The organism is Qipengyuania sp. ASV99 (genome assembly GCF_047872805.1).
GTDB lineage: Bacteria > Pseudomonadota > Alphaproteobacteria > Sphingomonadales > Sphingomonadaceae > Erythrobacter.
The window spans coordinates 347,456-365,410 of sequence record NZ_JBLQUK010000001.1 but is presented as its reverse complement, the minus strand read 5'-3'; the positions used below and the strand labels follow the sequence as shown (position 1 = coordinate 365,410).

19 protein-coding genes are annotated in these 17,955 nt (G+C 61.9%); 11 read left to right on the top strand and 8 right to left on the bottom strand.

Annotation, left to right across the window (positions count from 1 at the left end):
- The first annotated feature begins 93 nt into the window (after positions 1 to 93).
- A complete protein-coding gene (locus ACM64M_RS01815) occupies positions 94 to 2,550 on the top strand; it encodes a TonB-dependent receptor (protein WP_416226926.1) in 2,457 nt (818 codons plus the stop codon).
- Between the two features lie 175 nt (positions 2,551 to 2,725).
- The gene (locus ACM64M_RS01810; protein WP_416226925.1) at positions 2,726 to 3,961 is read left to right on the top strand and encodes an aromatic ring-hydroxylating oxygenase subunit alpha; all 1,236 of its coding nucleotides are present in this window, start codon (positions 2,726 to 2,728) and stop codon (positions 3,959 to 3,961) included.
- Between the two features lie 218 nt (positions 3,962 to 4,179).
- Here ACM64M_RS01810 and ACM64M_RS01805 read toward each other — a convergent pair whose 3' ends face one another.
- Positions 4,180 to 5,127, bottom strand: coding sequence for an SDR family oxidoreductase (locus ACM64M_RS01805; protein ID WP_416226924.1), 948 nt, complete (start codon positions 5,125 to 5,127; stop codon positions 4,180 to 4,182).
- 126 nt (positions 5,128 to 5,253) lie between these two features.
- On the opposite strand from ACM64M_RS01805, the gene ACM64M_RS01800 reads away from it, so the two are divergent.
- Both ACM64M_RS01800 and ACM64M_RS01795 read left to right on the top strand, forming a co-directional pair.
- Positions 5,254 to 6,249 carry an NADP-dependent oxidoreductase gene (locus ACM64M_RS01800; RefSeq protein ID WP_416226923.1) on the top strand — a complete coding sequence of 332 codons (996 nt, stop codon included), beginning with the start codon at positions 5,254 to 5,256 and terminating at the stop codon, positions 6,247 to 6,249.
- A 2-nt stretch (positions 6,250 to 6,251) separates the two neighbouring features.
- Positions 6,252 to 6,791 (top strand): nuclear transport factor 2 family protein, encoded by a 540-nt coding sequence (locus tag ACM64M_RS01795; RefSeq protein WP_416226922.1) that lies wholly within the window; start codon positions 6,252 to 6,254, stop codon positions 6,789 to 6,791.
- On the opposite strand, the gene ACM64M_RS01790 is transcribed toward ACM64M_RS01795, so the two are convergent.
- Positions 6,788 to 7,201 (bottom strand): PaaI family thioesterase, encoded by a 414-nt coding sequence (locus tag ACM64M_RS01790; protein ID WP_416226921.1) that lies wholly within the window; start codon positions 7,199 to 7,201, stop codon positions 6,788 to 6,790. The two genes, ACM64M_RS01795 and ACM64M_RS01790, sit on opposite strands and share 4 nt — an antisense overlap.
- An 89-nt stretch (positions 7,202 to 7,290) precedes the next feature.
- On the opposite strand from ACM64M_RS01790, the gene ACM64M_RS01785 reads away from it, so the two are divergent.
- Positions 7,291 to 8,871, top strand: coding sequence for a fatty acid--CoA ligase (locus ACM64M_RS01785; RefSeq protein WP_416226920.1), 1,581 nt, complete (start codon positions 7,291 to 7,293; stop codon positions 8,869 to 8,871).
- On the opposite strand, the gene ACM64M_RS01780 is transcribed toward ACM64M_RS01785, so the two are convergent.
- A complete protein-coding gene (locus ACM64M_RS01780) occupies positions 8,868 to 9,224 on the bottom strand; it encodes a hypothetical protein (RefSeq protein ID WP_416226919.1) in 357 nt (118 codons plus the stop codon). The two genes, ACM64M_RS01785 and ACM64M_RS01780, sit on opposite strands and share 4 nt — an antisense overlap.
- On the bottom strand, positions 9,221 to 9,754 hold the full coding sequence (locus tag ACM64M_RS01775; protein WP_416226918.1) for a carboxymuconolactone decarboxylase family protein: 534 nt from the start codon (positions 9,752 to 9,754) through the stop codon (positions 9,221 to 9,223). The genes ACM64M_RS01780 and ACM64M_RS01775 overlap by 4 nt, the downstream gene beginning before the upstream one ends.
- Before the next feature lie 119 nt (positions 9,755 to 9,873).
- Between ACM64M_RS01775 and ACM64M_RS01770 the strand changes: the two genes are divergently transcribed.
- Positions 9,874 to 10,227 (top strand): nuclear transport factor 2 family protein, encoded by a 354-nt coding sequence (locus ACM64M_RS01770; protein WP_416226917.1) that lies wholly within the window; start codon positions 9,874 to 9,876, stop codon positions 10,225 to 10,227.
- Here the strand turns inward: ACM64M_RS01770 and ACM64M_RS01765 are convergent.
- A complete protein-coding gene (locus ACM64M_RS01765) occupies positions 10,224 to 10,748 on the bottom strand; it encodes a nuclear transport factor 2 family protein (RefSeq protein ID WP_416226916.1) in 525 nt (174 codons plus the stop codon). The genes ACM64M_RS01770 and ACM64M_RS01765 overlap by 4 nt on opposite strands.
- A 101-nt stretch (positions 10,749 to 10,849) precedes the next feature.
- Between ACM64M_RS01765 and ACM64M_RS01760 the strand changes: the two genes are divergently transcribed.
- Entirely contained in the window at positions 10,850 to 12,115 is a 1,266-nt protein-coding gene (locus tag ACM64M_RS01760; protein WP_416226915.1) for a cytochrome P450, read from the top strand.
- Here the strand turns inward: ACM64M_RS01760 and ACM64M_RS01755 are convergent.
- A complete protein-coding gene (locus tag ACM64M_RS01755) occupies positions 12,112 to 13,731 on the bottom strand; it encodes an FAD-dependent oxidoreductase (protein ID WP_416226914.1) in 1,620 nt (539 codons plus the stop codon). The genes ACM64M_RS01760 and ACM64M_RS01755 overlap by 4 nt on opposite strands.
- A 103-nt stretch (positions 13,732 to 13,834) precedes the next feature.
- Between ACM64M_RS01755 and ACM64M_RS01750 the strand changes: the two genes are divergently transcribed.
- Positions 13,835 to 14,623: an SDR family NAD(P)-dependent oxidoreductase gene (locus ACM64M_RS01750; protein ID WP_416226913.1), complete on the top strand. Its 789-nt coding sequence runs from the start codon at positions 13,835 to 13,837 to the stop codon at positions 14,621 to 14,623.
- Positions 14,624 to 14,645: 22 nt separating this feature from the next.
- Here ACM64M_RS01750 and ACM64M_RS01745 read toward each other — a convergent pair whose 3' ends face one another.
- Entirely contained in the window at positions 14,646 to 15,458 is an 813-nt protein-coding gene (locus ACM64M_RS01745) for an SDR family NAD(P)-dependent oxidoreductase (RefSeq protein WP_416226912.1), read from the bottom strand.
- A 128-nt stretch (positions 15,459 to 15,586) separates the two neighbouring features.
- Between ACM64M_RS01745 and ACM64M_RS01740 the strand changes: the two genes are divergently transcribed.
- Genes ACM64M_RS01740 through mobA form a run of 3 tightly spaced genes read left to right on the top strand, consistent with a single transcriptional unit; the run spans position 15,587 to position 16,852 of the window.
- Entirely contained in the window at positions 15,587 to 16,000 is a 414-nt protein-coding gene (locus ACM64M_RS01740; protein WP_416226911.1) for a nuclear transport factor 2 family protein, read from the top strand.
- A gap of 5 nt (positions 16,001 to 16,005) precedes the next feature.
- The gene (locus tag ACM64M_RS01735; RefSeq protein WP_416226910.1) at positions 16,006 to 16,347 is read left to right on the top strand and encodes a putative quinol monooxygenase; all 342 of its coding nucleotides are present in this window, start codon (positions 16,006 to 16,008) and stop codon (positions 16,345 to 16,347) included.
- Positions 16,340 to 16,852, top strand: coding sequence for a molybdenum cofactor guanylyltransferase (mobA, locus tag ACM64M_RS01730; protein ID WP_416226909.1), 513 nt, complete (start codon positions 16,340 to 16,342; stop codon positions 16,850 to 16,852). Before ACM64M_RS01735 ends, mobA begins: the two co-directional genes overlap by 8 nt.
- Before the next feature lie 9 nt (positions 16,853 to 16,861).
- Here mobA and ACM64M_RS01725 read toward each other — a convergent pair whose 3' ends face one another.
- Positions 16,862 to 17,863: an NADP-dependent oxidoreductase gene (locus ACM64M_RS01725; RefSeq protein ID WP_416226908.1), complete on the bottom strand. Its 1,002-nt coding sequence runs from the start codon at positions 17,861 to 17,863 to the stop codon at positions 16,862 to 16,864.
- Between the last annotated feature and the right edge of the window lie 92 nt (positions 17,864 to 17,955).

Genomic DNA, 17,955 nt, shown 5'->3' with positions numbered 1-17,955 from the left:
TCCGCACCATACTGATAGCCGATTTGAAACCGGCACGGGGACTAGGGAACAGGTCGGGGAGCATCGCTCTTCGGCCTATAGGGAGAGAGCAGAATGACCTTATCACGCACCCGAATTGCCTCTGGCACGCATCTTCGCCGTGCCTTGATGGGCAGCGCCGCACTTGCCGCATTTGCCGCTGTTCCGGGAACCGCATTTGCTCAGGACAATGAAACAGCAACCGCGGATAGCAGCGAATTCGGCGACCGCGTGATCGTGGTCCAGGCCCGCCGTCAGGATGAAAGCCTGCAGGAAGTTCCAGTGACCGTGACCGCCATTGGCGGCGACGTGCTCGAAAAATTCAGCGTCGACAATGTCGCGGATGTCACCAGCCGCGTGCCAACCTTGAATGTGCAGGTCGGCGGTTCGGGTTCGGGTGGCCAGATTTCGCTGCGCGGGGTCGGCTCCTCCAACATCTCCGCTGCATTCGACAGCGCGGTCGCGTTCGATTTCGACGGTGTGCAGGTATCCACCATGCGGCTGGTTCAGGCTGGGTTCTTCGACACTCAGCAGATCGATGTGCTCAAAGGGCCGCAATCCCTGTTCTTCGGCAAATCGGCAACTGGCGGCGTGTTTGCAATCCGGTCTGCCGATCCGACCACCAGCTGGGAAGTGGGCGCGCGCGCATCGTATGAATTTGAAGAAAAGGGCTATTTGCTGAGCGGATATATCTCTGGCCCGCTCAGCGACACTCTGGGCGTCCGACTGGCCGCACAATTCAACGATATTGACGAATATCAAATCCTTCAGGACGGCACGCCCGCGGTCAATCAGGAACGCGGGATCACCGATTTCATCGGCCGTCTGACGCTGGATTGGGAACCGAGCGACATGTTCGACGCCAATCTCAAACTGCAATATACGCGCAACGAAAATGACGGCGCGATCGGCACCGCCGAAATTGGCTGCGGCCCCAATGGGGTTGCTGACCCGGTGTTCTTGATCAGCGGTGCGGTTGTGATCCCCGGCGGGCACGATTGCAACGTCACGGATCAACGCTATTTCATTCCTGATGCCGCACCGCAGCTTGCGCCCGGTGTTCCGACTCCATCGAAAGCGGCGGGCCGCAATGGCGTGCCCTTTGGCGAGACCGAAATCTGGTTCGGGCGACTGCTCTGGAACCTTGATCTGTCAGATTCGCTGACGCTGACCTCGACCACCGGCTTCCTCGATATGGAAGCGGTCGATTTCGACTGTTATTCCTATGTCGGGGTGTTCCCCGGCGGAATTCCGGGCGGTGCGGGTTGTTCCGATCCGATCAACGCGCTGGAACAATACAGCCAGGAACTGCGCCTCACCACCGATTTTGACGGGCCGTTCAACTTCATGCTCGGCGCGTTTTACGAAGACCGGACAATCATTTTCGACACCTCGCAGCAGGCGGTCAACATCTCGTTCCTCGGCGCTGATCCGATCACCGGATTCACCTATGATTACGACAAGACCCACACGACCAAAACCGAAGCCTTGTCGTTTTTCGGCAGCACGATCATCGATCTGACCGACCGGCTGGAGCTGTCTGGCGGGGTGCGTTACACCGATGAGAAGAAGGTCCAGACGATTTCGGTGCCGTTCGTGCACTTGTTCCTGCAAGGCCCTGCCTTCGTTGCGCCGGGCTTCTTCTCAGGACCGATCAACTTTGACGATTCCAATCTCTCTCCCGAGGTTACCCTACGGTATCAGGCCGCCGATGACATCAACCTGTTTGCCTCGTTCAAGACCGGGTTCAAGTCAGGCGGGATCGACAATTCGGCGCTACCATCGAACAGCCTCAGCGTGGCCGCGCTGTCGGGCGATTTCAGCGGGCTGATCTTCGATTCCGAAGAGGCAATCGGCGGTGAAATCGGTTTGAAGTCGCAATTCTCGGATCGCACGATCACCTTCAACGCGACCGCCTATTATTACGTCTTCACCGATCTGCAGGTGCAGAACTTCAACGCCACCACGATCCAGTTCGTCACCAGCAATGCGGGCGAATTGACCACCAAGGGCGTCGATCTGGAATTTGCCTGGCGCACCCCGGTCGAAGGGCTCAATCTATCGGCCAATCTGGCCTATCTTGACGCCAAATACACCGACACGTTCCTGCAGCCGGGCGGCGCTGGCGGGACGATCGATCTGGACGGTCGGCGTGCCAGCCAATCGCCGGAATGGTCGGGCAATATCGCCTTCGACTGGACTCTGCCGATCAGCGACAGCCTCGAATTCTTGCTGTCGGGCAATGCGGCCTATAATGACGGCTACATCACCGACGAGGCGACGCTGAACGATTTTGTGCAGGACAGCTTTGTCACGCTTGATGCCAACATCGGCATCGGCCACCCCGATGGCAATTGGCGCGTATCGTTGATCGCGGCCAATCTGACCGATGAGATTTACGTGATTACATCGGGCGGGCGGCCGTTCCTTGCTCCGGCAGGCAATGCCGCCGGTGTGCCTGCGGGCGACGATCTGGTGCTGACCCAGAACCGCGGGCGTCAGGTGTTTGTGGAGACGACCTTCCGGTTCTGATCTGCTTTTTGCGGTTGCACCGATAAGAACAATGCGCGGGCGGGCCAATTGGTCCGCCCGTTCGCGTTGGTGCGCGCCTTCCAGGTTCGCTCTAGCAAAAACGTGCATTGCACTGCGCGGCCATCACCGCGATCCTCTCGGTTAAATTGGCCGGCCAGATTGGGAGCCTTACTCTATGTCACACGACACACTCATTTCGATGACCCGCAATCTGATCGCGCATGGCGCAGCCGATACGATGGAATATGCCGATGAGGTCCTGGCCATCCCCGCCAGCACTTACACCGATCCTGAATTGTTCGAGCTGGAAAAGCGCAAGATCTTTCGCCGGCTGCCGTTGATGGTCGCGCCGTCCTGCGAATTGCCGCAGCCGGGCGATTACAAGGCGATGGACATTTGCGGCGTGCCCTTGCTGCTGACGCGGCAACGCGACGGCACGGTGGGCGCATTCCTCAACATGTGCAGCCACCGCGGCAATCCCGTGGTCACTGCTGGCACGACCGGCAATGCGACGCGCTTTACCTGCGGCTATCACGGCTGGACGTTCAAGAATGATGGCGATCTTGTCGGGGTCGCCAGCCCCCGCGATTTCGGTGCAGTCGACAAGGCGGCGCTGTGTCTCAAGCGGTTTCCTGTCTACGAAAGCGCCGGGCTGATCTGGGCGACGCTCGATCCCGAATCCAAGCTTTCGATCGCCGATTATCTGTGCGGCTATGACGATCTGCTCAAAGCGTTCGAATTCAACGGCTGGACGCTGTTTGCAAAGCGCACGCTGGCCGGGCCAAACTGGAAAACCGCCTATGACGGTTACCTCGATTTCTATCACCTGCCGGTGCTGCACAAGGACACGTTCGGAGCGGATTTTTACAACCGCGCCAATTACTTCTCCTTTGGCCCGCACCAGCGTCTGTCGACCCCGTCGAAATTCGCGATCAAGGTTTCGGGCGAGGACGATCAGCAGATGGATCTGGAAAAGCTTGCCGATGATGAAATCCCGCAGGAAGTGCTGGTGCAGGGCGTGTGGACGATTTTCCCGCATATCTCGATCGCCAGCTTTTACGGCGGCGGACAGCGCGGGGCATTGGTCTCGCAGCTGTTCCCGGGCGAAACCGTTGGGGACAGCTACACCACGCAATATTATGTGATGGAGAACCAGCCTGAAACTCCCGAACAAGTGCAGGCGGCGCATGACCAGTTCAATTTCCTCGAAATTGTCGTGCGCGATGAGGATTACGCGACCGGCAAACGCCAGCATGAGGCGCTCCAATCGGGGATGATGGACCGGGTGCTATTCGGCAAGAACGAAGGCGGCGGCCAGGTGTTTCACCAATGGGCGGCCAAGCTGACCCATGCCAGCGACTCTGAATTGCTCGACATCTTCGCAGCCGAGCAGCGCGAAGCGGCGGAATAGGCGTTTGGCTCCGGCGCGAGACCCCCTGCTATCGGGTGGGCACCTGCCGTCGTGCCGCCCCCGTCACCCCAGCGAAAGCTGGGGCCCAGAGCAACCGGGCGCTGAGCTCGCCTCTCCAGATCCCAGCTTTCGCTGGGATGACGTTTACGCATAGGGAGCAGGGCCGATCATACTTCTAGCCTGTTTCGATCGGCCCAAATAAAGCCGTGGGACCAAAATCACCCAAACGCAGGCCTGAAATTGCTTTCGCCCCAATCCTGGCGCTTGGTCCATTCGCCCAGCGTCTCCAGTTTGCCGTCGAGTTCGGGGAAGCGTTCATAGACGTGGTCCATATCGACCTCGAAGGGCCGCGTGGGGGCTTCGTTGTTGTATTCGTAAAACGCCTGAATCCCCTTGGCGAAATCTTCGCGCATTTCTGCGGGCATGGTGTCGCCGGCGGCATCGACCAGATAGCGGCCAAATTCTTCCGGCGAACACGGGTCGTATTTGATCTCTTTATCCAGCGCGGCGGAGAGACATTGCGTCACCTGCTTGCCCACCAGCCGCTCCGGCCCGCCGATGTTCAGCCACGCGCCTTCCATGTCGGGGCGTTCGATGCTGGTCAGCATGAACTTCGCCACGTCATCCAGGCTGATCCAGTTGGCCTCCAGATTGGGGTTGTGCGGATAGACATAGCGCCCTTCGTTGACGATGAAGGGGCGCGCCCAATTGGTCAGCAGATTGTCCATGAACAACACGCTGCCAAACACCGTGCCGGGGCATCCCGAGCGCCACAGCGCGTTGATCCCGGCGGTGTTTGCGCCATAGGTGAATGGGTCGCCGGGGCGGTCCGGGATCCAGCTGGAAGTGTTCCACACCAGCCGTTTCACACCCAGCTCTGCCGCCGCCTTGCCCAGATCACCGATCAGCACCGCGCGGTCGGCGCGCGCCTGCAACGGGTGCGTGTAGAAAATGTAATCCGACCCTTCGAGCGCAGGCTTGAACGTGGACGGATCGTAAATGTCCATCGGGCGCAGTTCGACGCGTTCGACTCCGTAGATCTTTGCACCGCCAAACGGGTCTTCCTGCCGCGAAATGGCGCGAACGTCATAGCCCGCTTTCAATGCCTGCCGGACCTGCGCCATGCCCTGACGCCCGGATGCGCCGATGACTGTGATGGTTGCCATTGTTCCCTCTCCTCTTGTTGACCCAAAGAGTAGGAACGCGGCTGCGATTGCGCACCACGCCAAAATGATAGCGACCTAACAAAAGCGCGGCTTGCCGCAGCGTCCGCGCCGCCGGACAAGGCGGATATGATGAACAGGTTCTGGCGCATCGAACGCCGCCCGCAAGGCACCGATTTTGCCAGCGCGCTCGCGCTGGTCGACGCGCCGCTGCCCGATCTTGGCGCGGGCGAGATTCGCGTGCGCAATGCCATGCTGTCGATGGATGCGGGCACAAGGCTTTGGCTGACCGACAGGGAGGACGGCTATCAGCCGCCGCTGCCGGTGGGCGCGCCGATGACCGGGCTGGTCGTGGGCGAGGTGGTCGCCAGCCGCGCGGATGGCTTTGCCCCCGGCGATCTGGTGCGCACTTTTGGTGTCTGGGGCGAATACAGCCAGGTCGATGCCGTGATGACCGGCGCAGTTCTGCTCGATCCCGATGTCGCCGACCGGCGCGCATGGTTCGGCCCGCTCGGCATGAACGGCTGGACCGCATTATGGGGGATCGAGGAAACCGGCGCAGCGCGCCAAGGCGAACGTGTGCTGGTTTCTGCCGCGGCGGGCGCCACCGGCGTGCTGGCGGTGCAGGTCGCAAAGCTGCTCGGCTGCGAAGTCTGGGGCATAGCGGGCGGCGCGGACAAATGCCGCTATCTCACCGAAAAGCTTGGGCTGACAGGCGCCGTGGATTACAAGGCGGGTGACGTCGGCGGGCAATTGGATGCGGCGGGCGGGTTCGATGTGTATTTCGACAATGTCGGCGGGCCATTGCTCGATCAAGTCCTCACCCGGATGAACCATTACGGGCGGATCGCGGTGTGCGGTCTGCTCAATGATTACGGCAGCGGTACGCGCACTTCTCCGCGAGAATTCGATCAGGTGCTGATGCGGCGGCTGCGGGTCGAAGGGTTCTTCAGCCCCGATTTCATGGATCAGGGCGAACGTCTGACCGGGCGGCTGAAAAGCTGGCATGACAAGGGCAGACTGGTCATGCCCTATGATGTAACAACCGGCCTTGAAAACACCCTTGCCGCCTATGCCAAGCTGTTCACTGGCGGCAATATCGGCAAGGTTATCGTGGAGCTTTGACTATGGCAGGAACGTTGGAGGATCGCGCCGCGATTCAGGACATCATCACCGCCTATGCCCATGCGATCGACCGTCGCCGCTGGCAGATCATGGACCATCTGTTTCACGATGATGCGCAGTTTCAGTTCGGCACCGTGCTGGGCGACTGGCGCGGCTTTGTCGAACAGGCGCGCGCGATCATCGACCCGTGCCTGGCGACACAGCATCAGCTTGGTCAGACGCTGTTCGGGTTTGAAGGCGGCCATATCTGCCATACCGAAACCTATATGACCGCGATGCACACGGTCCCGGCGGGCTATCCGATAGCGGAAGTGTTCCCCGACAAGGGCAAGATCTATTCGGCAGTGGTTGCGGGCCGCTATGTCGACCGCTTTGAAAAGCGCGACGGCGTTTGGCGGATCGCGCGGCGCACGGGCCTGTATGACTGGCGCGAATATCGCGAAGTCGAAGGCGTCGATCTGTCCGACACTCCCGAAGGCGCTTCGGGATATCATGACGACCGCGACCCATCGACGGCGGCGGTGACGCGGTTTCTGGGTTAGCGGCGGATCGAAAACACCCCCGACATCGTCGCAATCGGCTCATCACCCCTGACAATCTCGCCCGAAGTGTAGGCGGTGCGCCCGCCTAGCCGATCAATCCGCACCCGCGCCTCCAGCCAGTCTCCCAGCTTCGCGCCCAGCAGATAATTGACCTGCAAGGTGATCGTAGATGGCGACAGCCGGGGCCGCTCAGCATCGTAAACCGCATGGCTCAGCGCGACATCGGCGAAGGTGGAGATCACCCCGCCATGCGCCGCATCCTGATAATTGATGTGATGCGGCACAATGCGCAGCCCGACCAGACGCGGCCCGCCCAACCTGTCCTTGAGGAAATACGGTCCGCCGTGGTCGAGGAAACCCGGCGAGAAGCCGGCCGGGGAAAAGCCATCGGGAAGCTCGAAATCGGTCATGCCGCCATTCTATACCCTCGACAGCCTCGCTGGCGGCTATGAATTGTGCCAATGCCCCCGCGCGCGCCCTGCGCGTAGTTTCCGCGAATATGGCACAGGACATCATGATCGAAGCCCGCTCCTTTTGCGACATTGTGCGCGAACATGCGCGTGTCTCGCCGGACACGGCGGCGTTCACCTTTGGCGATGAAGTCATCACTTTTGAACAGCTTGACGCAGGCAGCGACCGCGTCGCCCATGCCTTGATCGCGCAAGGCGTGACCAAGGGAGAACGGGTCGCCTTCCTCGGCAAGAACCACCCGCTTTATTTTGAGGCTTTGCTGGGCGCGGCCAAGATCGGCGCGGTGATGACCCCGGTGAACTGGCGGCTCGCCGCGCCCGAGGTTGCCTATATCCTTGCCAATTGCGAAGCGCGGACCGTGTTCGTGGGCGAAGGTTTCGCCGAAGTGCTGGCGCAGGTGCGCAGTGACACGCCAAGGATCGAACAAATCATCGGGATCGACGCTCCCGACCACTCCGGCACCGATTACCGCAATTGGCGTGATGGGTTTGCCGCGGAGCCGGTGGATGCTGATGTCGGATTGGATGACGATGCCTTGCAGCTTTACACATCAGGCACCACCGGGCGGCCAAAGGGTGCGGTGATGACGCATGGTTCGATCTTGTCGAGCCGCGCTGAGGGATATGACCGGGCGTGGCAGGAACCGGTTCAGGGCGATGTCACGCTGCTCGCCATGCCGTGTTTCCATATCAGCGGCACCGGCACCGGAATCGGCACGATGGTGGCGGGCACCAACTCCATCGTCCTGCCCGAATATGATCCGACCAAGGCGTTGGACCTGATCGAGAATTTCAACATCTCGAAAATCTTTCTGGTGCCCGCCGCGATCCAGATATTGCTCAATCACCCCCGTGTGCGCGAGGTCGATTTCAGCCGCCTCAAATATGTGACCTACGGCGCCTCACCGATCCCGCTTGAACTGATGAAACAGGCGATGGAGGTGATGGGCTGCGGGTTTGTGCAGATGTACGGCATGACCGAGACCAGCGGCACAATCGTCGCGCTCGATCCCGAAGATCACGTGCCCGAAGGATCGCCCCGGATGCGCAGCGTCGGCAAGCCGCTGGCTGGCGTCGAGATCAAGATCATCGACGAGGAGGGCAATCCGGTGCCCGCCGGGACAGTGGGCGAAATCGCGACGCGCTCATCCAAGAATATGAGCCGTTACTGGAACAACGCGCAGGCCACCGCAGCCACCATTGATGCCGAGGGTTGGCTGCGCACCGGGGACGCGGGCTATCTTGACGCGGACGGCTATCTCTACATCCACGACCGGGTGAAGGACATGATCATCTCCGGCGGGGAGAATATCTATCCCGCAGAGGTCGAAAACGCGCTCTATGCGCATCCCAAGGTCGCCGATGTCGCGGTGATCGGCATTCCTTCGGAAAAATGGGGCGAAGAGGTCAAGGCCTGCGTGGTCGTAAAACCCGGCGAGGAACTGACCGAAGCCGAACTGATCGCCCATGCGCGGCAGCATATTGCGGGTTACAAATGCCCCAAATCGGTCGATTTCATCGCCGCCCTGCCGCGCAATCCGTCGGGCAAGATCCTGCGCCGTGAGCTGCGCGCGCCCTATTGGGAAGGTAAAGACCGCGCGGTGAATTAACCTGCGGCGAGGCTCGGCAGACGCACCTTCTCAGCGCGGCATTCGGCGTCGGCCAGCGCGGCCACCACGGAAAAGGCGACGAAGCGCGCCTCGCCCAGTTCAGCGATAACCGCGGCGGCCTCTGCATCGGTGATCGCGGTGTGTTCGAACGGGATGCGGCGGGCATAGGCCAGCGCCGCGCTGTCAATGCCACCCTGCATTTCGGGGCCAAGCCCGTGGACCTGCGCCACGACCCGCTCAACCTGCGCGGTCAGCTCTTCGCCCAGGGCTTCCTGAGCGGCGCTGCGAAACACCTCGAATCGCTCGCGCAGAGCGGGCGATCCCGCGAGCGCTGCGGCAACGGGGCCGTTCATTGCGCCAGTTCCGAAGGCGCTGGGGTAGGCAGTACGGTGCGGTCCATCGCTTCCGGCTCCAGCCCCAGCGTGATCAGCGCCTTGGCCAGCGCGAGGAACAGGGTCAGCCCCAGGCCCAGTTCCGCGATTTGCTCGGGCGACAAATGCCGTTTGAGCGCCGTTTCTGCATCGCCGGTCAGCAGTTCAGGGTCATGGATGAAGGCATCGGTGAATTTGAGCACCGCCTTTTCCGCATCGGATAGCCGCTCCGATGTTTCATAGCCCCAGTCGATATCGTCGACGATCTCCTCGCCCAGCCCCTGCGCAACCGCCTTGTCGAACCGGACATTGCGGCAGAACCCGCATTCGGTGACGCGTGCATTGCGCATCCGGGCGACCTCCTTGATCCGCGCGGACAGCACATCGCTGCCCCAGAACGCGCCGTAAAGCCCGGTGAAGGCAGCGGCGATTGCGGGCTGATGCGCCAGCACGCTGCCGAAATGCGCGGGCTCTCCCAGCACAGCCGAGGATACGCGGGCGATGGTCGACATGATCGCTCTCCTTTGCGCTGCAGGATACCCCTGCCTTGCGCCATTGTGCCCCTCCACATTTTCACAGGGGCAGTCGCGCCGCGCTTCGTGGCATTGTTCGCAGCGCAAGGGAGACAGCAATGGCAGGCGAAGCACAGCGCGTGATCGAACAATTCTGGCAGGTTCAGGACAGCGGCGACTACACCAGACTGGCGCCGATGTTCGCCGAGGATGCGGTGGTCGAGGACCCGGTCTGGGGCACCTATCAAGGGCGTGAGGCGATCCTCGGCTTCATGACCACGATGGTGAAAGAGATGAGCGAGCGCAAAATCCACTTCACCGTCGATGAAATCTACGGCGATGATCGCGCCTGCTGGGCGCGCTGGACGATGCACACCCCCGAAGGTTCGAGCGGCGGCTGCGGCATTTACAAGGTCGCTGGCGGCCAGCTGACCTATTACCGCGACTATATGGACCCGCCGGCGGAGGGTTAAAGCGCGCGGTAGGCCGGATGCCCGCTCGCGTCGATCCGGTAGGTCGGCAGCGGAAAGGCGGGATCGGGTTCGAACATCGGTTGATCGGTCAGCGGCGATTTCCAGTCGAGCACATAGGCCCGCGCCGAAATGCGCCATTCATCGCCCGTCTCGCCGCTCCGCTTCTCCCATTCGTCGAGATAGCGCCCGCCGATCAGGTCGCCGGCGATACTGCCATCCTCCTGCATCCGCCCGCCGCCGAAAATGCCGTAGCACTCGCTGCTCGCCGAAACCGCCGAATGAAACCGGATGAGCGGCTGCGACAGCATGTGCCAGCGCCGCGCAAGGCTGCGTTCGGTGGCCATCACCACCGGCAGAAAATCCTCCGCTTTGCCGCTGAAAAAGCCGTATTCGATGGCCGCATCGGGCCAGTAACAACTCGCTTGGCCCGCATCGTCCAGCCAGTCGAGCGTGCGGCAATATCGCTGGATCACCTCGCCGATTGCCTGCTTGTCGAGCAGTTCCTGTAGCCGTGCATCCATCCGCCCGTCCTCCCCAATCCGCCAGTTGCCCTAACCGTGCAATCGGCCCGATTGTCCGCCGGTCCGGGGCTGGTGGCCATAGGCACTTTCGGGAGGGAAAATTGAACGACCCGTCGCAGATCAACCTGTTCGACCCGCAGGTGCAGCAATGCCCCTATGACGCCTATCGCAGCTTGCGCGACGAGGCTCCGGTTTACAACATCCCCGGCACCCAGATTTACGTCGTCACCCGCTATGATCATGTCCGCGAAGTGTTGATGGACCCGGCGCGCTTCCCTTCGACCGCGCATAATGAAATGATGCGCGCCAGCCCGGTCGACATGGAACGCGGGCGCAAGGTGGCAGAGCGGTTCAAGCAGAGAGGCTGGCTCCCTGCGCCGACGCTGGCCGGACGCGACGATCCGGGCCACAAACAGATGCGCGCAATGTTCAACGAAGCGTTCAAACCCAGCCGCATCAAGCAGATTGACCCGCGCGTCGAAACGCTGGCCTATCAATTGATCGATGAATTTGTGGGGGACGGACGCTGCGATTGGGTGCGCCAGTTCTGCGTGCCCCTGCCGCTGTTCATCATCGGCGAACAAATGGGTGCCAGCACTGACGACATGTGGCGGATCAAGGGCTGGACCGATGCATTCTTCCACCGCATCTCGATGATGTTGCCCGAAGATCAGCATCTGGGCATGGTCGACCGCGAGATCGAGGCGCAGCATTATTTTCAGCCGATCTTTGAACGCCTGCGCGAGCACCCCGATGACAGTCTCATCTCGGTGCTGGTAAACACTGTGATCGAAGGCTGGGGCCGCCCCCTCAACGACAATGAACTCCACGCCGAGATGATGGCCGATACCTTTGTCGGCGGCAGCGAGACCACCACCAATGCGCTGGCGGCGGGGATGAAGCTGCTGATCGAGAACAAGGATGTGTGGCACCAGCTCAAATCCGATCCGGACCGCCATATGCGCACTTTCGTCGAGGAGGTGCTGCGGCTCGAAAGTCCGGTGCAATCGCTGATGCGCTTTACCCATGCCGACGTGGAACTCGACGGGGTAACGATCCCCGCCGGATCGGTGGTCAATGTTCGTTACGGCGCGGCAAACCGGGATGAACGGGTGTTTAAGTGCCCAGAGAAGCTCGATCTGGAGCGTCCCAAGGCTGGCGCGCATATGGCCTTCGGATCAGGCACGCACCACTGCCTTGGCGCGCCGCTGGCCCGGCGCGAGCTGACCTGGGGGTTTCAGGCGGTGGTGGACCGGTTCGAGGACATGTGGTTCGCCGAGGGGCAAAACGACTTCAGCTATCACCCGCATTTTCTGCTGCGGAGCCTGAAACAGCTCAACATTGAGTTCGAGGCGAAGAACCGTTAGCCGTTCGCGCGCGCCGCGCTCCTCCCGGCGATATATCCAAAGGTCAGCGCCGGACCCAAAGTCCCGCCCGCGCCGGCATAGATCCCGCCGGTAGGGCAGGCGATAGCGTTGCCCGCGCCGTAAAGGCCGGGAATGGGATCGCCATCATGGCCCAATATCCGCGCCTGCCCATCGGTGCGCGGCCCGCCATTGGTGCCGAGCAGCCCCATACGGATCTCCACCGCATAGAACGACGCGCGCTCCACCGGGCCCAGCGTCACGGCGCTCCCTTCTCTGCTGCGGTCGCCGTAAAAATGATCGTAAGCGCTGGTGCCGCGCGCAAAATCGGGATCGTGTCCGGCTTCGGCATGAGAATTGAAGCGCGCGATTGTCGCCGCCAGCGCCGGACCGGGGACACCAATCAGATCAGCCAGTTCCGCCAGCGTTTCCGCCCGCGTAACCCAATCGGGCACGGGCTGCCCGGGCAGGCGCGGCCCGATGGGATAGCGATCAACATAATTGGCATCGAACACCAGCCATGCGGGCAGGTTGGGATAATCATAGCTCTGCGGGTCGAACTGGTGAAACGCCCCGGCAAGCGCCGAGTAATTGGCCGCTTCGTTGCAAAAGCGCTGGCCCGACCGATTGACCATCAGTGAATGCGGCACCGTGCGCTCGATCAGCACCGGGGCGGCGCGCCGCTCTCCTCCCGGCCAGGGATTGTCGGGGATCACCAAAGTCGGCGCCCACCAGGCTTGCGTCATATTGCCCAGCTTTGCTCCGCCAGCCATCGCCAATGCCAGCCCTTCGCCGCGCGCGGTCGGCGGGCTTGCGGGGGCGTCCATCGGTCCGCGCAGAAAAGTCTGGCGCATATCCGCATCCCATTCAAAGCCCCCGGTGGCGACAATCACCCCGCCGCTGGCGGTGAGGGTAAAGGGCGAGCCATTGCGCAGGCCTTCGATCCCGGTCACGCGCACTCCCTCTTTCATCAGACGCTGCGTTTGGACATTCAGGATCGGCTCAATCCCCCGGTCGAGGCACGCTTTCAGCAACCGGGCGACCATCGCCTGACCAAAGCCGCGTTCATTGTTCGCCATGCGGCGCTGCAATTCTTCGGGCGGCACGATCCCGCTGCCGCCGCCCAGCGGGGTTTCGCGCAGCATCATCGGCTTGGGTTCTTCGATCGCGGTGATGCGCGCGGCCCATTCGCCCAGATCGCCTAGCGCGAACAGATCATGGTCGAGCGCGCGCCCGCCTTCGGGCTTTGCGCCGGGGCGGTCGAGATAATAATCGGGATAGCCATCGAGCAGCGCGACCTTGAGCGCGCCCGCCTGTTCGAGAAAAGCGAGCGCTGCGGGGCCTTGGTCAACGAAAGCCTCCAGCGTTTCATTGACCAGATCGCCGTGATCGAGGGCGCGGAAATAGGCCAGCGCCTCGGCGCGGCTGTCGGCCATGCCCGCGGCGCGCTGGCGCGGATTATCCGCCACCCAGATCACTCCGCCCGACACCGCTCCGGTGCCGCCGATCCGGTCGAACCGTTCGACAATCGTGACCCGCGCGCCCGCTTCATGCGCGGCGAGCGCGGCGGTCATTCCGGCGGGCCCGCAGCCCAGGATGATGATGTCGGTGTCGCTCATGCAAAACATAAGCGCTTTCGCAGGCGCCACAGGCAATTGCTCATTTTGGCAAGGTGCGCCCTGCCCGGTGTCTCGCTACGCATGGAATCGAAGGAGAGTCGGCATGAAACTCGAAGGCAAAGTTGCAGCGATCACCGGGGGCACCGCCGGATTGGGACGCGGGATCGCGGAGGCGTTTCTGGCAGAGGGCGCAAAAGTCGCACTGTTCGCGCGCAACCCGGATAAGGGCGCAAAGGTGCTGGAGGAGCTGGCCGCCAATGGGTTCGGGTCCGACCGCGCCGTGTTCATCGCGGGCGACGTGATGCAGCAGGCCGATGTCGAAGGATTTATCGACGGCGCTATCGAAGCCTTCGGGACGCTCGATATTCTCGTCAACAATGCCGGCGGAGCGGGCGATCTGCAACCTTTGGTCAATCTGTCCGATGCGGCGTTTGACGAGGCAATGAAGTGGAACGTCTATTCAACCTTCTGGGCCTGCCGCCGCGCGCTGCCGGTGATGCTGGCCAAGGGCGACGGGCGGATCATCAATATGTCGTCGATGGAAGGCAAGCATGGCAAGCCGGTGTTCACCGCCTACACCGCCGCCAAACATGCGGTGAACGGTCTGACCAAAAGCCTCGCGCGCGAGGTGGGAGAGGCAGGCGTGACGGTCAACACCATCTGCCCCGGCCTGGTGGTGACCGACATCATCCGCAACAGCGGTCCGGCCACGGCCAAGGCGATGGGGATGGAGTTTGACGAGATGATCGCCATGTTCGCCTCAGAAGCCGCGATCAAGCGCCCCAATACGGTCGCGGAAATCGCCGCGATGGCGCTGCTGCTCGCGTCCAAGGAAGGCGCGGGGATCACCGGCGCGAACCTCAGCGTGGATGGCGGGACCGCGCAGTTCTAGGGGGCGATGACGGCGCGATGGCTCAGCCTTCCTGCATCCGCGCCATGGCTGCGCCCACGGCCGCTTCGATATCGGTCGCCTGCGGGTTGCCGCGGATTGTGACCCCGCCGTTGGGCTGAATGTTCTGCCCGGTGACAAAGGCATGATCGCCGCACAGCCACAGGCAGGCGTGCGCCACGTCCTCTGACGTGTTGAGACGGCCCAGCGGATAGCGCGGCAGGAACGCATCGACGAGGCCCGGCACCTGAAAACTCTCCGCCGTCATCGGGCTTTCGGTGAAGGCGGGCGAGACTGTGTTGGCGCGAATGCCGAGATGGCCATAATCATTGGCGACGCATTCGATCAGCGCCTCCGACCCGCGCTTGGTGCCGATATAGGCGGCGTGGTTGTTGATCAGCGCCTTGGTCGTGGCGGAAGACAGCGAGATGATCGAGCCGCCGGTGGGTGACTGCTCGCTCATCACCGTAACGAACGCCTGAAGGAAGTGATGCACGCCCTTGAACTGCAGCGCGGTAATCTGATCGAGATCGTCCTGAGAGGTGTCGAGCAGGCTCGCCAGCAAGCCCCAGCCGGTGCAGTTGATCGCGGCATCGACCCGGCCAAACTCGGCCTTCGCCTTGGCGGCGAGTGCATGAACCTGATCGTGGCTGGTGATGTCGCAGAGCGCATAGGCTCCGCCGATCTCCTCTGCGAGCGCCGCCAGCGGTTCCTGCTTCCGGCCCGCGACCATCACTTTTGCGCCCTCGCTGGCAAACAGGCGCGCGATCACCTGCCCCATGTTCCCGGCGCTTGCCGCGCCCAGCACAACCGCGGTCTTGCCTTCCAACTGGCCCATAATGCTCTCCCTAGTGTTGCATCAGGGTCTAGCACGGGGCGCGCCGCCTGCACCCTTCCCAAAAGTGTCCATTGTTGAAGCCCCTTCGCTCTTGGATAGGATTGCCCGTAACAAGGGAGAGGCCAGAAATGTTCACAGGACCAGCCGAGGATCGTCAGGCGATCGCCGAACTCAATGGCATCTATGCCGATGGCGTGGTGCGCAAACATGCCGAAACCTGGGGCACCGTCTGGGCTGACAATGCTACGTGGGACTTCTTTGGCAATTTATTCGAAGGCAAGGATGCCATTGTCGGTTTCTGGCAGCAGGCGATGAGCGGGATCGAAGCAGTGAGTTTCCACTGCGTGCCCTGCATGATCGAAGTGACTGGTGACACCGCCACCTCGCGCGTCCAGACGCAGGAAATCCTGCATATGAAAGACGGCAAAACCCGCATCGTCGGTGGGCTCTATGAAGACACACTCGCGAAGATTGACGGACAATGGGTGTTCACGCACCGCAAGTTTCAGATCGTCGCCGAATACAACCCGCAACTAGGATGAGCCCCATGGCCAAGATTGTCATTGCCGCACAGATCGACCTCGACCCTGCAAAGCGCGAGGAAGCGCTGAGGCTTGCCAAGCCGCATATTGACGCGGCGCTCGCGCAGGACGGCTGCATCGCCTATGATTGGAGCGCCGATGGCAACGACCCTGCGCGCGTCAACGTGTTCGAGGAATGGGCCAGCGAGGAAGCGCTCGCGCATCACTTTGCCAACGCAGCCTATGCCGGAATGCGGGACCATATCGGCACGTTCGGGCTGACCGCTGCGGCGAGCAAGAAATACCGCGTCGATGCCGAAGGGCCAGTCTACAATGCCGATGGGCAGGCGACCGAGGCATTTGACTAAAATTCTTGGAGCGATCCTCGCTGGTGGGCAAGCGCGCCGGTTCGGCAGCGACAAGGCTTATGCCCGATACCAAGGCAAAAGATTGATTGACCATGTGGCGGCTGCATTGGCGCTGCAATGCGCAGATGTGATTGTTGCGGGGCGGGAAGAGGACGGCTTCGAGTGTGTGCCCGACTTCCCGCAAGCCGGTCTTGGCCCGCTGGGAGGATTGAACGCGGCACTGCGCCATGCAGGCGGCGCTGATTTCACCCATGTCCTGTCGGCGGGAGTCGATGCTCCCAATCTGCCCCGTGACCTTGCCGATCTGCTAATCGGAGAGGGCGCTGCCATCGTTCAGAGCCAGCCGGTCGTCGGGCTTTGGCCGGTCGAACTGGCCCCTGCGCTGGCGGACTTCATCGCACAGGGCGGCCGCGCGCTTTATGGTTTTGCCGAAAGGGTCGGGGCGCGGCGGATCGTCCTCGACCCACCGCTGATGAATGTGAACCAGCCGGGTGATCTGGGCTAGGGTCAGGACCTAGAGCTTGAGCATCTGTTTGCCGCGGTTCTTGCCTGCAAACAGTCGCTGCAAAGTCTCCGGCGCGTTTTCAAAGCCGTGCTGAATATCTTCCTGATATGTCAGGCTGCCATCTGCGACAAACCCTTCGAGCCGTTTGCGGATCGCGGGAAATTCGCTGGCCCAGTCGAGCACGATGAACCCGGCCATGCTGGCGCGGCGAAAGATGAGGTTGAAGTAATTGCCAGGTCCGGTGGGCAGGCCGCCCGATTCGTAGCGCGAAATGCCGCCGCAGATCACCACTCGCGCACCAGTGGCGATATTGGCGAGCATATCGTCGAGGATCACGCCGCCGACATTGTCATAGATGACATCGACCCCGCGCGGGCAATGCTCCCGGATCTGCGCCTTTACATTGCCCGCCTTGTAATCGATCGCGGCGTCATAGCCCGCTTCCCTAACCAGCCATTCGCATTTTTCCGCGCCGCCCGCGATGCCCACCGCGCGGCACCCGGCGATCTTTGCCAGCTGACCGACAACACTGCCGGTTGCCCCCGCAGCGCCGGAAACGAGCACGGTGTCGCCTGCCACCGGCCTGCCCACCTTGAACAATCCGCAATAGGCAGTCAGCCCCGTGGTGCCGAGCACTGATAGCACGGCAGTGGGCGGCAGATCGGTCTCGACCTTGGTCATCCCTTCGCCATCGCTGACGAGATATTCGGTCCAACCGGTCGTGCCGAAGACATAGTCGCCAACTGCAAACTTGCCGCCATTGCTGGCGACAACTTCGCAAATCCCGCTGCCGCGCATGACATCGCCAATCGCCATCGGCGCAACATAGTCTGCGATGTTTTCCATCCAGCCCTTTTGCGCCGGATCAAACCCCAGATAGCGCGTGGCGAGCAGCATTTCACCTGCACCGGGATCGGGAAGGGCGGTTTCCACCAGCTTGAAATCGTCATCGGCAATCCCGCGGCCGCGCGGGTGTCCGTTCAAGAGCCATTGGCGGGCGGTGGTGGGCATTGGGAAATCTCCTGTTGTTACCCCACTAATGCGGATAGCGCCGCGCCGCCTCTACGGACAAAAGTGTCAGTCGCTGCGCGCGCGCTCTCTGG

Excerpts from the sequence above, each read along its gene's own strand:
- ACM64M_RS01815 (WP_416226926.1), top strand. The coding sequence starts at position 94 with ATGACCTTATCACGCACCCGAATTGCCTCTGGCACGCATCTTCGCCGT.
- ACM64M_RS01810 (WP_416226925.1), top strand. The coding sequence starts at position 2,726 with ATGTCACACGACACACTCATTTCGATGACCCGCAATCTGATCGCGCAT.
- ACM64M_RS01805 (WP_416226924.1), bottom strand. The coding sequence starts at position 5,127 with ATGGCAACCATCACAGTCATCGGCGCATCCGGGCGTCAGGGCATGGCG.
- ACM64M_RS01800 (WP_416226923.1), top strand. The coding sequence starts at position 5,254 with ATGATGAACAGGTTCTGGCGCATCGAACGCCGCCCGCAAGGCACCGAT.
- ACM64M_RS01795 (WP_416226922.1), top strand. The coding sequence starts at position 6,252 with ATGGCAGGAACGTTGGAGGATCGCGCCGCGATTCAGGACATCATCACC.
- ACM64M_RS01790 (WP_416226921.1), bottom strand. The coding sequence starts at position 7,201 with ATGACCGATTTCGAGCTTCCCGATGGCTTTTCCCCGGCCGGCTTCTCG.
- ACM64M_RS01785 (WP_416226920.1), top strand. The coding sequence starts at position 7,291 with ATGGCACAGGACATCATGATCGAAGCCCGCTCCTTTTGCGACATTGTG.
- ACM64M_RS01780 (WP_416226919.1), bottom strand. The coding sequence starts at position 9,224 with ATGAACGGCCCCGTTGCCGCAGCGCTCGCGGGATCGCCCGCTCTGCGC.
- ACM64M_RS01775 (WP_416226918.1), bottom strand. The coding sequence starts at position 9,754 with ATGTCGACCATCGCCCGCGTATCCTCGGCTGTGCTGGGAGAGCCCGCG.
- ACM64M_RS01770 (WP_416226917.1), top strand. The coding sequence starts at position 9,874 with ATGGCAGGCGAAGCACAGCGCGTGATCGAACAATTCTGGCAGGTTCAG.
- ACM64M_RS01765 (WP_416226916.1), bottom strand. The coding sequence starts at position 10,748 with ATGGATGCACGGCTACAGGAACTGCTCGACAAGCAGGCAATCGGCGAG.
- ACM64M_RS01755 (WP_416226914.1), bottom strand. The coding sequence starts at position 13,731 with ATGAGCGACACCGACATCATCATCCTGGGCTGCGGGCCCGCCGGAATG.
- ACM64M_RS01750 (WP_416226913.1), top strand. The coding sequence starts at position 13,835 with ATGAAACTCGAAGGCAAAGTTGCAGCGATCACCGGGGGCACCGCCGGA.
- ACM64M_RS01745 (WP_416226912.1), bottom strand. The coding sequence starts at position 15,458 with ATGGGCCAGTTGGAAGGCAAGACCGCGGTTGTGCTGGGCGCGGCAAGC.
- ACM64M_RS01740 (WP_416226911.1), top strand. The coding sequence starts at position 15,587 with ATGTTCACAGGACCAGCCGAGGATCGTCAGGCGATCGCCGAACTCAAT.
- ACM64M_RS01735 (WP_416226910.1), top strand. The coding sequence starts at position 16,006 with ATGGCCAAGATTGTCATTGCCGCACAGATCGACCTCGACCCTGCAAAG.
- ACM64M_RS01725 (WP_416226908.1), bottom strand. The coding sequence starts at position 17,863 with ATGCCCACCACCGCCCGCCAATGGCTCTTGAACGGACACCCGCGCGGC.